This is a genomic window from Bradyrhizobium sp. 157, assembly GCF_023073815.1.
GTDB lineage: Bacteria > Pseudomonadota > Alphaproteobacteria > Rhizobiales > Xanthobacteraceae > Bradyrhizobium.
Map to the genome: position 1 here is coordinate 104,387 of NZ_JADPKF010000091.1, position 14,253 is coordinate 118,639.

Consider the following 14,253-nt stretch of genomic DNA (forward strand, 5'->3'; position numbering starts at 1 on the left):
GTGATGCCGCGTGCGGCAAGCCGACCCGCGCGACCGATCGAGTGCGGGGATCTCCGCCATCGGAGGTTTGATCAATCCGGTGCGCGCAACCGATACCCAATCCCGGTCTCGGTCAGCACGAACTGCGGACGCTCGGGATCGGCTTCGATCTTCTGGCGGAGCTGGCGGACATAGACACGCAGGTATTGCGCATCGGTCAGCTCGTCCCACAGTTCCTTCAACAGAAAGCGATGGGTCAGCACCTTGCCGGCATGCTGCACCAGAACGCGCAGCAATTCATACTCCTTCGGCGAGAGTTTTACTTCGCGCTCACCGACCTTGACGATGCGGCGCACCAGATCGACCGAGAGATCGCCCGCGCGGAATACCGGCCGCTCGCCCTGCACCTGCAATTGGTGCCGGAGCGCTGCGCGCATCCGCGCCAGCAACTCGTCCATGCCGAACGGCTTGGTCAGATAATCGTCGGCGCCGAGGTCGAGCGCCTGCACCTTGCCGGCCTCGTCGCCGCGGCTCGACAGCACCACGATCGGCACGCTCTCGTTGCGGCCGCGGATCATGCGCAGGAGATCATGGCCCTGGATATCGGGCAGGCCAAGATCGAGGATGATCAGCGCCGGGCCTTCCGCGAGCTTCTCCAGCGCGATCTTGCCGCTGGACGCTTCGAGGATGTCGTAACCCTGCGTGCTCAACCCCATCCGCAACAATTTGCGTATCGGCGGCTCGTCGTCGATCACCAAAACCTTGATCTGGGCGGCGTTCATGCGGCGGTATCCAGCGCGCTATCGGAGGCCGGGACGGGCAGACGAATAGTGATGATGGCTCCAGAGCGATCGCTGCGATTGGCGGCCGATATCGTGCCATGCATCGCCTCGACGAAACCGCGCGAGATGGCGAGCCCCAGCCCGGTGCCGGGACGAACGTGGTCGCCCTTTTGGGCGCGATAGAATTTGTCGAACACGCTTTCCAGCTCCGCCGGCGGGATGCCGTTGCCCTCGTCCAGGATCTGCAGCGAGACGGAATTCCGATCCCGCATGCTCCTGACCGATATCGTGGTACCCGCAGGCGAGTATTTGGCGGCATTGTCGAGCAGATTGAACAGCACCTGTTCGAAAAGCACGGCGTCAAGCTCCAGCATCGGCAAGTCGGCGGCCAGTTCTAGCGACACCTTGTGCCGCTCCAGGATTTTGCCGGCCCGCCGCAGCGCGCTGCCGACGATCTCGCCGACATCGTGCCGCGCCGCATTCGGCACGATGGCGCCGGATTCGAGCTTGGTCATGTCGAGTAGGTTGGCGATGAAGCGATTGAGGCGCTCGGATTCGTCGATTACGGTGGCCAGCAGGTCGCGCTTTTGCGCGTCCGTCAGGCTGGAGTCGAGGTCGCGCATGGTAGAGGCGGCGCCGAGCACGGAAGCCAGCGGCGTCTTGAGATCATGCGAGATCGAGGTCAAGAGCGCGCCGCGCAGCCGGTCGGATTCCACCGTGCGCTTGACCCGGTCCATGTCCTCCACCAGCAGCACACGCTCGATCGCCAGCGCGCCCTGATCGACCAGCGCATCCAGCAGGCGGCGCTGATCCGGCGTCAGCAAGGGACCGGTGCGGTCGTCGTCGATGCCGATGACGCCGATCGCGCCGCGCCCGGTTCGCATCGGCAGGAACAGTCGTTTGGCGCCCGGCAGGGTATCCGAGCCGCGTCCGGCCGGGCGATCGTTGCTCCAGGCCCAGTTGGCGGCGGCGAGATCGGCCTGGTCGAGTTGATCTTCCGGCGGATAGCCCGACTTGACCGTCAACACGCCCTTTTCCGGCAACAGCAGCACCACCCGCACTTTGAGCAACAACGCGGTCTGGTACGCGGTCGCCCACAGCACGTCGTCGAGCGTCGCCGTACCCGCCAGCTTGCGGCTGAAAGCGTAGAGTGATTCGGTGGTGCGAACCCGGCCGATCGCCGTATCGGCCTGTACGCGCACCCGCGCTGCGACATTGGAGACCAGGAGCGCAATCAGCATGAAGAAGAAGAACGCCGCGACATTGGTCGGATCGGTGATGGTGAAGGTGTGGACCGGCGGCAGGAAAAAGAAATTGTAGCACAGCGACGCCGCGACGCTCGCCAGAAGCGAGGGAAACAGCCCGTAGCGAACGGCCACACTCACGACGGCGGTGAGGAACACCAGATCGACATTCTCGATGCCGCCGAACATGGGTCGGATCAGTACAGCGGCGCCGAGACCGAGCGCGACGAACAGCAGCGCCATCAGATAGGGCCGCGGATTGAATGGCTCCTGCCGCGCCGCGGTCTGCACCGCCGCCTTCGCCACGCCCTGTTCGTCGCCTGCGATGACATGGACGCTGATATGGCCGGCGCGGCGCACCAGATCGTGCACGACAGAACCGCGCGTCAGTTCGAACCACCACGAGCGGGTCGACTTGCCGATGATGATCTGGGTGACGTTGTTGGCATGCGCGAAATGGATCAGATCGTCGGCGATGCGGCGGCCGACGCCGGGAATGGTGAGCGCCTCGCCGCCCAGCGCTTCCGCCAGCCGCATAGTGTCGGCCAGTCGGTCGCGCTGCTCATCGGTCAGTTGCAGGCTACGGCGCGTCTCGATGCTAACAGCGGTCCATTGCGCGTGCAGCCGGTCCGCCAGCCGCTTGGTATATCGCACCAGCCCTGCCGCCCGCGGATCTTCACTGACGCAAACCAGGATGCGCTCGCCCGCCGCCCAGGGCCCGGCGATCGCATTGGCCTGCATGTGAGTGAGCAACTGCTCGTCGACGCGCTCCGCGGTACGCCGCAGCGCTAGTTCGCGCAGCGCCGTGAGATTGCCCGGCGAGAAATAATGCTCCAGCGCGCGCTCGGCCTGCTTGGGGACGTAGACCTTGCCTTCCTTGAGCCGCTGGATCAGGTCGTCGGGCGTCAGGTCGATCAACTCGATGGCGTCGGCGCGGTCGAACATCCTGTCCGGCACGGTCTCGCGGACCCGCACATGCGTGATCTGCGCGACCACGTCGTTGAGGCTTTCGATGTGCTGGATATTGACGGCGGTATAAACGTCGATGCCGTGCGACAGCAGCTCCTCGACATCGAGATAGCGTTTGGGATGCCGGCTGCCTGGCGCGTTGGTGTGAGCGAGCTCATCGACGAGCGCGATCTGCGGCCGTCGCGCGATCAGCGCATCCAGGTCCATCTCCTCGAGCGTCTGCTCCTTGTAGGCAAGCCGTCGGCGCGGCAGCACCTCGAGGCCGTTCAGAAGCACTTCGGTTTCAGCCCGGCCGTGGGTTTCGACGATGCCAATCACGACGTCGGCGCCCGCCTTCTTCTTGGCGTGGGCGCTCTGCAGCATCTCATAGGTCTTGCCGACGCCGGGCGCGGCGCCGACAAAGATCTTGAGCTTGCCAGCGCGGCTCTCCTCGCGCCGCGCTGCCTCCAGCAGGGCTTCCGGCGAGGGACGTTGTTCGGGATCGCGGCGGGCTTGGACCATGCGGCAATATAATCCTCACCCTTCGACGAGCCTAGCGGCTCTCATTTGGAGGCCTCGTCCAGTGCCAGATTCAGCGCCAATACGTTAACGCGGGGCTCGCCGAGCAATCCAGCCATGCGGCCTTGGATGTGCTCCGTGACCAGTTGACGGACGCGCGCCTCCGGCAGGTTGCGGGCTTTTGCGATCCGCGGGACCTGAAATAGCGCGCCCTCAGGCGAGATATTCGGATCGAGACCGCTGCCGGAGGTGGTGACGAGATCGACCGGCACGGGCGCGGAAGGATTTTCCTTCCTCAGCTTTTCGACGTCTTCCTTGCTCCGGTCGGCCAGCGCCTTGCTGGTCGGCCCGAGATTGGAGCCGCCGGAATTGGCGGCGTTATAGGGCGAAGACACAGTCTTGGTGGAATCCGCAGGGTCCGGCGCCGAGGTCGCGGACGGGCGGCCGTGGAAATATTTATCGTCTTTGAACTCTTGCCCGATCAAAGCGGACCCGATGATCTTACCGTCCTTCTCGATCAGGCTGCCTTGCGCCTGTTTCGGGAAGATCACGCCGGCGATTGCGGTCATCGCCAGCGGATAGGCAAGGCCGGTGATCGCGGTGAGCAGGAGCAGGATGAGGATGGCGGGGCGGAGTTCTCTGAGCATGGTGTGTCTCCTTGGTTCTCCGTCATTGCGAGGAGTGAAGCGACGAAGCAATCCAGCTTTTCTTCGTGTGGTGAGATGGATTGCTTCGCGGAGCCTGTCATCGGGCGCGCATTCGCGCGACCCGTTGGCTCGCAATGACTGTTGGGTTCAAGCCAGTCCCAAGGCCACAACCGCCAGGTCGATGGCCTTGATGCCGATAAAGGGAACGATGATGCCGCCCAAGCCGTAGATCAGCAGGTTACGGCGCAGAAGCGCACCCGCCCCGACCGCGCGATAGGCGACGCCTTTCAGCGCCAGCGGAATCAGCGCGACGATGATGAGCGCATTGAAGATAATCGCCGACAGGATGGCGCTCTGCGGGCTTGCGAGGTGCATGACGTTGAGGACTTCGAGCTGCGGGTAGAACGCCAGGAACATCGCGGGGATGATGGCGAAGTATTTCGCGACGTCGTTGGCGATCGAGAACGTGGTCAGCGCACCGCGCGTCATCAGCAACTGCTTGCCGATCTCGACCACTTCGATCAGTTTGGTCGGGTTGGAATCGAGATCGACCATGTTGCCGGCCTCCCGGGCGGCCTGCGTGCCGGTATTCATGGCGACGCCGACGTCGGCCTGCGCCAGCGCCGGCGCGTCGTTGGTGCCGTCGCCGCACATCGCGACCAGCTTGCCCTTGGCCTGCTCGTCGCGGATCAGCTTCAGCTTGTCCTCGGGCGTCGCCTGCGCCAGAAAGTCGTCGACGCCGGCCTCGGCCGCGATGGCGGCTGCGGTCATCGGATTGTCGCCGGTGATCATCACGGTGCGAATGCCCATGCGGCGCAGTTCCGCAAAGCGCTCGCGGATGCCACCCTTGACGATATCCTTCAGGTGCACGACGCCGAGCAGTTTGCCGTCTTTGGCGACCGCCAGCGGCGTGCCGCCGGCCTTGGCGATCTCATCCGAAATTGCCTGAATTTCACGGGCCGCGTCCGATGTGGCGCCCGATTGCAGCGCGCGCGTCGCATTGCCAGAGGCGACCGCGCGGACCGCGCCGCCGCCATCGACGTAGTTCAGGATCGCGTCCACGGCGCCCTTGCGCACCGAGGAAGAGCCGGCATCGATGCCGCTCATGCGTGTCTGCGCGGTGAAGGCAATGAAGGTCGCATTGAGCTCCTTCATGTCGCGGCCGCGGATGCCGTATTTCTCTTTCGCCAGCACGACGATCGAGCGGCCTTCCGGCGTCTCGTCAGCGAGCGACGCGAGCTGCGCCGCATCGGCCAACTCATGTTCGGTGACACCGCGCAAGGGGCGAAACGCCGTCGCCTGCCGGTTGCCGAGCGTGATGGTGCCGGTCTTGTCCAGCAGCAGCGTGTCGACGTCGCCAGCGGCCTCCACCGCTCGGCCGGACATCGCGAGCACGTTGAAGCGCACCAGCCGGTCCATGCCGGCGATACCGATCGCCGACAGCAGCGCGCCGATGGTGGTCGGAATCAGCGTGACGAACAGCGCCACCAGCACCACCACCGAAATCGAGCCGCCGGCATAGGCCGCATAGCTCGGGATCGTCACGGTGGCGAACACGAAGATGGTGGTCAGGCCTGCGAGCAGAATATTGAGCGCGATCTCGTTCGGTGTCTTCTGCCGCTCCGCTCCTTCCACCAGCTTGATCATGCGGTCGATGAAGGTCGAGCCTTGCGCCGCCGTGATCCGAACGCGGATCCAGTCCGACAGCACTTGCGTGCCGCCGGTTACCGCCGAGCGGTCACCGCCGGATTCGCGGATTACTGGCGCGGACTCACCCGTGATCGCCGCCTCGTTCACGGATGCGACGCCTTCGATCACCTCGCCATCGCTGGGAATGTTGTCACCGGCCTCGACCAGGACGATATCGCCGACCTTGAGGCTGGTACCGGGCACCAGGCGATAGGACCTGTCGGATCCCTCCAGCAGTTTTGCCTGGCTCTCGGTGCGGGTTTTCTTCAGCGACTCGGCCTGCGCCTTGCCACGGCCTTCCGCGACCGCTTCGGCAAAATTGGCGAATAGCACCGTGAACCACAGCCACAGAATGATCTGGAAGGTAAAGGCGAGGCCCTCGCTACCCGCCATCAGATGGCGCAGGAAGATAGCGGTGGTGAGCGCGGCCACGACCTCCACCACGAACATCACGGGGTTCTTGATCATCAACCGCGGATCCAGCTTTGCGAAGGCGGCCTGGATCGCGGGCCAAACGATCTTCGGGTCGAGCATCGCCGAAGCCGTCGTCCTTTTCTGCAGTTTCATGGCTTCCATCAACGTAACTCCAGATGCTTCGATCAGAACAAGGTGTTGGCGTTGCCCGCGAGGTGCTCGACGATCGGCCCGAGCGCCAGCGCCGGGAAGAACGTCAGGCCGCCGATGATCAGGATGACGCCAACGACGAGGCCGACGAACAGGCCGCCGGTGGTCGGCAGCGTGCCGGCCGAGGGCGGGATCGATTTCTTGGCCGCAAGCGATCCCGCCAGCGCCATTGCCGGCACGATCATGAAGAAGCGGCCGACGAACATCGAACTGGCGAGCGTCAGATTGTAGAAGAAGGTATTGCCGGTGAGGCCGCCGAAGGCCGAGCCGTTGTTGCCGGTCGCCGAGGTGAAGGCATAGAGCACTTCGGTAAAGCCGTGCGGACCGGCATTGGCCATCGACGCCACCGCCGACGGTAGCACCACGGCGACCGCGGTCCAGCCGAGATACATCAAGGGCAGCACCAGGATCGCGAGCATCGCCATCTTGACCTCGCGGGCCTCGATCTTCTTGCCGACATATTCCGGCGTGCGGCCGACCATCAGCCCGGCGACAAAGATCGCCAGCACGACGAACAGCAGCATGCCGTAAAGCCCGGCGCCAACGCCGCCGACGATGATTTCGCCAAGCTGCATGTTGATCAGCGGAATCATGCCGCCCAGCGCGGTGAACGAGTCATGCATGGCGTTGACCGCGCCGCACGAAGCCGCCGTGGTGATGACCGCAAAGAGTGAGGAGGCAACGATGCCGAAGCGGACTTCCTTGCCTTCCATGTTGCCGCCGGAAAGCCCGAGCGCATGGAGCGTCGAGGTGCCGTTGGCTTCAGCCCAATAGGTGACGGCGACGCCCGAGAGAAACAGCACGCCCATAACGGCCAAAATCGCCCAGCCTTGCCGCTGGTTGCCGACCATGCGGCCGAACACGTTGGTCAGCGCCGCACCGAGCGCAAAGATAGAGATCATCTGCACGAAGTTCGACAGCGCGGTGGGATTTTCAAAGGGATCGGAGGCATTGGCATTGAAGAAGCCGCCGCCATTGGTGCCGAGCATTTTGATGGCGACCTGCGAAGCGACAGGGCCGACCGCGATGGTCTGCCTGCCACCTTCCAACGTGGTCGCCTCGACATAGGCGCCGAGCGTCTGCGGTATACCCTGCCACACCAGGAACAGCGTATAGAGGATGCAGATCGGCAGCAGCACGTAAAGCGTGCAACGCGTGACGTCGACCCAGAAATTGCCGATCGTGCGCATCGAGGAACGGGAGAAGCCGCGGATCAGAGCAACTGCAAGCGCGATACCGGTCGCGGCGGACAGGAAGTTCTGATGCGTCAGGCCCAGCATCTGCGTCAGGTACGACAGCGTGCTTTCGCCGCCGTAGTTCTGCCAGTTGGTGTTGGTGATGAAGGAGATCGCGGTATTGAAGGATAAATCCTGGGCGACGGCCGATTGCCCCGCCGGGTTGAACGGCAGCAGCGCCTGCAGCCGCATCAGGCCGTAGATGACGAGGAAGCCGCCGATATGGAACAGCAGCATCGCGACCGTGTAGGTCAGCCAATGCTGCTCGCGCTTTTCATCGACGCCGCCGATCCAGTACAGCCCGGTTTCGACCGGGCGCAGAACCGGCGACATGAACGTGCGCTCGCCGTTGAAGACGCGCGTCATGTACCAGCCGAGCGGCTTTACAAGCGCGACCACGATCGCGCAGTACAGCAAAATCTGAAACCAGCCGATAAGTGTCATGGGTGAGTGTCCTTCGTATTACCTTGCAGGCAGCAGCACGCGCAGCAGCACGACGAGCAGCGCCGCGGTCGCAAGGAACGCCAGCACGATGGCGGCGAGCATAGTCATGGCGGGCTCAGAACCGCTCGGGACGCAGCAGCGCGTAGGTCAGGTAGAACAGCAGGCCAAGCGAGATGAGCCCGGCGAGCGAGTAATCGAAGATCATGGCGCTCTCCTCCATAGCGTTTTCGAGCGAAGTGGATTCCGGTTCGCGTGAAGAAAGCGCGTCAACATTTTAGAGCCGCTCGCAGACATAGGCATAGCCAATGCCCGCCACGAAGAGGCCGAGAGCGAGCGCCAGCATCACGATGTCCAGCATGGATGTTCCTCTGCGACGTGAACCGCGCAGCCGAAGATTCGGCTATGCGTTCTTCCGGGCCTGAGGTGCCATCGGCCGCATAGGTTTTCGAGACGGGAAGGATAGCGACGTTATAGGAATCTCATAAAGATCCGTCGCACTCGCGGCCTCCCTTCTTCCCTTGTGGGAGAAGGTGGCGTGGACGAAGTCCACGCCGGATGAGGGGTCTATCTCCGCGGATAGAAACCCCTCACCCGTATCGAATGAGCTTCCGCTCATCCGATCCACCCTCTCCCACAAGGGGAGAGGGGAAGAGCCCGCACTCTTATGAAATCCCTATATTTCCACCCCTCGCCCCCACTCGTTTCGAATGGCGTTTTCGCCACTTTGGGAGTCCGGTTGCAGTCGCGGCCGTGCGAATGAACGAGATGACGCCATGTCAATTCTTTTGGAACACCGGACCACCACTGATCTCGGCGATCGACTTCGCGACGCTTGCTGCGTGACGGTCGAATTCCTCGCCGACATCGCCGCAGCATGCCGGCGGTTTCCGTCCTATACCCACGGCGCAAAGACGGCCCGCATCGAGCAATTGATCCAATCTCACGCCTGGATCGATGCCGCGCTGGCGCTGATCGATCTGGAATTGCTGCAATGGCGGATTCGGCGGATCGCCTATGATGAGGGCGAATGGTACTGCGCGCTGTCGCGGCAGCGCGAACTACCGGACTGGCTCGATCAGTCCGTCGAAGCTCGTCATGCCGATCTGGCGCTGGCGATGCTGAGCGCTTTTGTCGAAGCGCGGCTATCAGCACGCCGCGGAGCCGGACCAGCGTCCCGCCCGTGCCGCAGGAGGCAACCCCGGCGTATAAAGCGGTGTGCAGCGACAATTTCGCGTAGAGTAGCCCGGATGCAGCGAAGCGAAATCCGGGAAAACGACAGGCACTGGCCCCGGATTGCGCTGCGCTCCATCCGGGCTACGGGCTCCTACTCCGCCGCCGATTGCAGCGCGACCTTTTCCGCACGCACCGCGCAGAACTTGAACTCGGGGATCTTGCCGAACGGATCAAGCGCCGGGTTGGTCAGCAAGTTCGCCGCCGCTTCCGCGTAGCAGAACGGCATGAACACCATGTTCTCCGGCACGTCGCGGTCGGAGCGCACCTTGACCTCGACCGCGCCGCGGCGGGTTTCCAGCTTGATGAAATCGCCGGGCCAGACGCCAAGCTTGCGCATGTCCTTCGGCGCCATGAACGCCACCGCTTCCGGCTCGATCTGGTCGAGCACGCTTGAACGGCGGGTCATTGAGCCGGTGTGCCAGTGCTCGAGCACGCGGCCCGTGGACAGCACCATCGGATATTCGGCGTCGGGCACCTCGTCCGGCGCGATCACCTTCGCCGGCACGATCTTGCCGCGGCCGCTCTCGGTCGGGAAACCCGTGGTGAAGATGATTTCGTTGCCGGGCTTGTTCGGATCGTCGACCGGATAAGTCACCGCGCCCTCGCGCACCAGCCGGTCCCAGGTGATGTTGTTCAGTGACGGCATCACCTGCGTCATCTCGGTGAACACATCGGCCGGTCCGTTGTAGTTCCACGGCAGGCCCATGCGCTTGCCGATCTCCTGGATAATCCAGAGATCCTGCCGCGCATCGCCCGGTGGCCGGATCACCTCGCGCGCGAGCTGCACGCGGCGATCGGTATTGGTGAAGGTGCCGCTCTTTTCCGCAAATGCCGAGGCCGGCAGGATCACGTCGGCATGGAACGCGGTTTCCGTGACGAAGAGATCCTGCACCACCAGATGGTCGAGCATGGCCAGCGCGTGGCGCGCGTGCTGCAAATCGGGATCCGACATCGCGGGGTTTTCGCCCTCGATGTACATGCCCGTAATCTCGCCGGCGTGGATCGCGTTCATGATCTCGACGACGGTGAGGCCGCGCACGGGATCGAGGTCCTGATGCCAGAGCTTTTCGAAAGGCTCGCGCAGATCGGTGCGCCCGACCGGCTGGTAGTCCGGCAGGAACATCGGGATCAGGCCGGCGTCGGAGGCGCCCTGCACGTTGTTCTGGCCGCGCAGCGGATGCAGGCCGGTGCCGGGACGGCCGACCTGGCCCGTCGTCAGCGCCAGCGCGATCAGGCAGCGCGCATTGTCGGTGCCGTGGATATGCTGGCTGATGCCCATGCCCCAGAAGATGATCGAGGCGCGCGAGCGTGCATAGACCCGCGCCACCTCCTTCAGCGTCTCGGCAGGGACACCGCAGATCGCTTCCATCTTCTCCGGCGGGAATTCCTTGATGCGCTCGGCGAGCTCGTCAAAGCCTTCGGTATAGCCAGCGATATATTGCTGGTCGGTCAGCCCTTCGGTGATGATGGTGTGGAGCATCGCGTTCAGCATGGCGACGTCGCTGCCGGGCTTGAACGCGAGATTTTTCCAGGCGTGACGAGACAACGACTGCGTGCGCGGATCCATCACGATCAGCTTGGCGCCGCGCTTGGCCGCATTCTTGAGATAGGTCGCCGCAACCGGATGGTTCACGGTCGGATTGGCGCCGATCACGATGATGACTTCGGCGTCCATCGCCGCGGCAAACGGGGCCGACACCGCACCCGAATTCAGCCCTTCCATCAGCGCCGCCACCGATGAAGCGTGGCACAGCCGCGTGCAGTGATCGACATTGTTGGAGCCGAAGCCGGTGCGCACCAGCTTCTGGAACAGATACGCCTCTTCGTTCGACCCCTTGGCCGAGCCGAAGCCGGCGAGCGCCTTGACGCCCTTCTCCTCTCGAATCTTCACGAGCCCCTTGGCTGCGATATCGAGCGCCTCATCCCACGACGCTTCGCGGAAATGCGTGAACGGATTGGCCGGATCGACCTGATCGTTGGCGTCCTTCTTCGCATTGGGCAGCCGCACCAGCGGCTTGGTCAGCCGATGCGGGTGATGGATGTAGTCGAAGCCGAAGCGGCCCTTGACGCAAAGACGGTTGTGGTTGGCCGGGCCGTCGCGGCCCTCGGCGTAGATGACCTTCTCGTCCTTGACCTGATAGGTGACCTGACAGCCGACGCCGCAGAACGGACAAAGCGAATCGACCTTCTTGTCCGCGTAAGTGACGCGAGTCTGCTTCTCGTCCAGCATCACCGACGGCATCAGGGCGCCGGTCGGGCAGGCCTGCACGCATTCACCGCAGGCGACGCAGGTCGATTCACCCATGGGATCGTCGAAGTCGAACACGATCTTGGCGCCAGCGTTGCGATAGGCCATGCCGATGACGTCGTTGACCTGCACCTCGCGGCAGGCGCGCACGCAGAGGCCGCACTGGATGCAGGCGTCGAGATTGACGCTCATGGCGGGGTGGCTGGTGTCGCCCGCCCAACGTTCAGCCGCGGGAAAGCGGCTCTCGGTGACCTCGACCTTCTCGGCCCAGTGCCAGAATTTCGAATCGGGATCGTGCGAGGTCTCGCGCGCCGGCTGGTCGGCGACCAGCAATTCCATCACCATCTTCTGCGCCGCGACGGCGCGCGCGCTTTCGGTCTTCACCTTCATGCCGACGCTCGGCGTGCGTTTGCAGGATGCCGCCAGCACGCGCTCGCCCTCGATCTCGACCATGCAGGCGCGGCAATTGCCGTCGGGCCGGTAGTCCGGCTCCGGCGAGTAGCAGAGATGCGGGATTTCCTTCTGGTGGCGTTTTGCCACCTGCCAGATGGTTTCGCCCGCGTTGGCCTCGACCTGTTGGCCGTCGAGTTCGAACTTGATCTTGGTCATTCCGCGGCCTCTTTCGGCACGAATTCTTCCGGAAAATATTTAATCACTGACGTGAGCGGGTTCGAGGCGGCTTGTCCAAGCCCGCAGATCGAGGCGTCGCGCATCGCCTGGCTCAATTGGTCCAGCAGTTCGCGGTCCCAGACCGGCCGCTGCATCAAAAGCGCCGCTTTCTGGGTACCGACCCGGCACGGCGTGCACTGGCCGCAGCTTTCATCCTCGAAGAATTTCATCAGGTTCAGCGCTGCATCCTTCACGCTGTCCTGCTCGGACAGGATGACGACGGCGGCGGAGCCGATGAAGCAGCCGTATTTTTCCAGCGTGCCGAAATCGAGCGGGATATTGTCCATCGATGCCGGCAGGATGCCGCCCGACGCGCCGCCCGGCAGATAGGCGTGTAAGGTGTGGCCGTCGGCCATGCCGCCGCAGAACTCGTCGATCAGTTCGCGCACGGTGACGCCGGCCGGCGCGAGCTTCATGCCGGGATTTTTCACGCGGCCCGAGACCGAGTAGCTGCGCAAGCCATGACGGTCGTTGCGGCCATGGCTCTTCCACCAATCAGCGCCCTTCTCGACGATGTCGCGCACCCACCACAGCGTCTCGATATTGTTGATCAGCGTCGGCAGGCCGAACAGGCCGACCTGGAATGGGTAAGGCGGCTTGTGCCGGGGCAGACCGCGCTTGCCCTCAATGGATTCGAGCAGTGAGGATTCCTCGCCGCAGATATAAGCGCCCGCGCCGCGGCGCATGTGCAGCACCGGACCGCCCGGCGGCAGCTTTGCGATTTCACGCGTGAGGATTTCGCGTGAGGCCGGATATTCGTCGCGGATGTAGATGTAGACGTCGGTCGCCTCGACGACATGCGCGCCGATCAACATGCCCTCGATGAAGCGATGCGGATCGGTTTCCAGATAAAAGCGGTCCTTGAACGTGCCGGGTTCGCCCTCGTCGCCATTGATCGCCATCAGCCGCGGGCCGGGCTCACCCAGCACCGCGCGCCATTTACGCCCTGTCGGAAAGCCAGCGCCGCCGAGCCCGCGCAGCGAAGCGTCGTCGAGCGCCTTCAGCAGATCTTCTTTCGTCATCGCGCCGGAGCGCAGGCGATTGAGCAGCTTATAGCCGCCGCCGGCCACATAGGCCTCGTAGTCGGTATATTCGGGCAGATGCGCGTGGGTGTCGCCGGCCTTGGCGGCGGCGAGCACATTCGTCACCGTGGCATGATCGACGAAGTGATGGCCGACTTCTGCGGCGGGCGCGGTGTCGCAGCGGCCAACACAGGGCGCGCGCACGACGCGGATGCCGGGGCCGGCACTGTCCTGCAATTCGTGCAGAAGCTTTTCCGCACCCATCATGGCGCAGGTCAGCGAATCGCAGACCCGGATGGTCAGCGGCGCGATATCGGGCGCGCCCTCTTTCACCACGTCGAAATGCGCGTAGAAGGTTGCGGTCTCGAACACTTCGGCAAACGACAGCTTCATTTCGTCGGCAAGCGCCGCCAGATGCGCCGCAGAGATCTGGTGATACTTGTCCTGGATCAGGTGCAGATGCTCAATCAGCAGGTCGCGCCGCCGCGGCCGGTCGCCGAGCAGGACTTCGATCTCGTGGGCGGCAGTGGGATCGACCTGACGGCCCTTCGGCGTCGCCTTGGCCCGCTTCCGTCCCGCGCCCGGATGTTCGAACGAGCGGACTTTTTGTAGGTCGTGTACGTCGTGATCCATCGAAACGTCTCGTTCCCTGCCGATTTCTTGCTGCGAGCTTAGCCCGTGGCATGCCAGATGCCAAGCGAATTATCGCGCTTTGATAGGCATTTAAGGCGGCAGGCGGTGGCGCAGTGCAGGTTTAGCCGCGTCTGGCGCGAGCCATGCCGGGCCTGCCTTGCCCGATGCCGGATGAGACCTTGTATTGATCCCGAGATCAATAAAGCTGTCTCATGTTGCGATTGCGAACGCGTATCGATTGACGTCTGTGATTGATCGATACCAATCCAAAATGATCCGGAAGCAGACGGCAATAGCACCATCATGCACGTGCCTCGCATGCAGATGCCTCGCGGGC

9 protein-coding genes are annotated in these 14,253 nt (G+C 63.6%); all 9 read right to left on the reverse strand.

The window, feature by feature from the left end:
* Positions 1-71: 71 nt before the first annotated feature.
* The 9 genes from IVA95_RS27400 to IVA95_RS27445 all read right to left on the reverse strand — a co-directional run bounded on the left by IVA95_RS27400 (position 72) and on the right by IVA95_RS27445 (position 13,916).
* Complete coding sequence (locus IVA95_RS27400; protein ID WP_247513335.1) at positions 72-761, reverse strand: response regulator transcription factor; 690 nt, start codon at positions 759-761, stop codon at positions 72-74.
* Complete coding sequence (locus tag IVA95_RS27405) at positions 758-3,475, reverse strand: sensor histidine kinase KdpD (protein WP_247513336.1); 2,718 nt, start codon at positions 3,473-3,475, stop codon at positions 758-760. Before IVA95_RS27405 ends, IVA95_RS27400 begins: the two co-directional genes overlap by 4 nt.
* A gap of 41 nt (positions 3,476-3,516) precedes the next feature.
* Entirely contained in the window at positions 3,517-4,119 is a 603-nt protein-coding gene (locus IVA95_RS27410) for a K(+)-transporting ATPase subunit C (RefSeq protein ID WP_247513337.1), read from the reverse strand.
* A gap of 147 nt (positions 4,120-4,266) precedes the next feature.
* A complete protein-coding gene (gene kdpB, locus IVA95_RS27415; RefSeq protein WP_247513338.1) occupies positions 4,267-6,384 on the reverse strand; it encodes a potassium-transporting ATPase subunit KdpB in 2,118 nt (705 codons plus the stop codon).
* A gap of 23 nt (positions 6,385-6,407) precedes the next feature.
* Positions 6,408-8,111, reverse strand: coding sequence for a potassium-transporting ATPase subunit KdpA (gene kdpA, locus IVA95_RS27420; RefSeq protein ID WP_247513339.1), 1,704 nt, complete (start codon positions 8,109-8,111; stop codon positions 6,408-6,410).
* A 115-nt stretch (positions 8,112-8,226) separates the two neighbouring features.
* Entirely contained in the window at positions 8,227-8,316 is a 90-nt protein-coding gene (locus IVA95_RS27425; protein ID WP_247513340.1) for a K(+)-transporting ATPase subunit F, read from the reverse strand.
* A gap of 571 nt (positions 8,317-8,887) precedes the next feature.
* On the reverse strand, positions 8,888-9,049 hold the full coding sequence (locus tag IVA95_RS39105; protein WP_247513691.1) for a hypothetical protein: 162 nt from the start codon (positions 9,047-9,049) through the stop codon (positions 8,888-8,890).
* A 386-nt stretch (positions 9,050-9,435) separates the two neighbouring features.
* On the reverse strand, positions 9,436-12,201 hold the full coding sequence (fdhF, locus tag IVA95_RS27440; protein ID WP_247513341.1) for a formate dehydrogenase subunit alpha: 2,766 nt from the start codon (positions 12,199-12,201) through the stop codon (positions 9,436-9,438).
* Positions 12,198-13,916, reverse strand: a complete 1,719-nt coding sequence (locus tag IVA95_RS27445) for an NADH-ubiquinone oxidoreductase-F iron-sulfur binding region domain-containing protein (protein ID WP_247513342.1) — start codon at positions 13,914-13,916, stop codon at positions 12,198-12,200. Before IVA95_RS27445 ends, fdhF begins: the two co-directional genes overlap by 4 nt.
* Between the last annotated feature and the right edge of the window lie 337 nt (positions 13,917-14,253).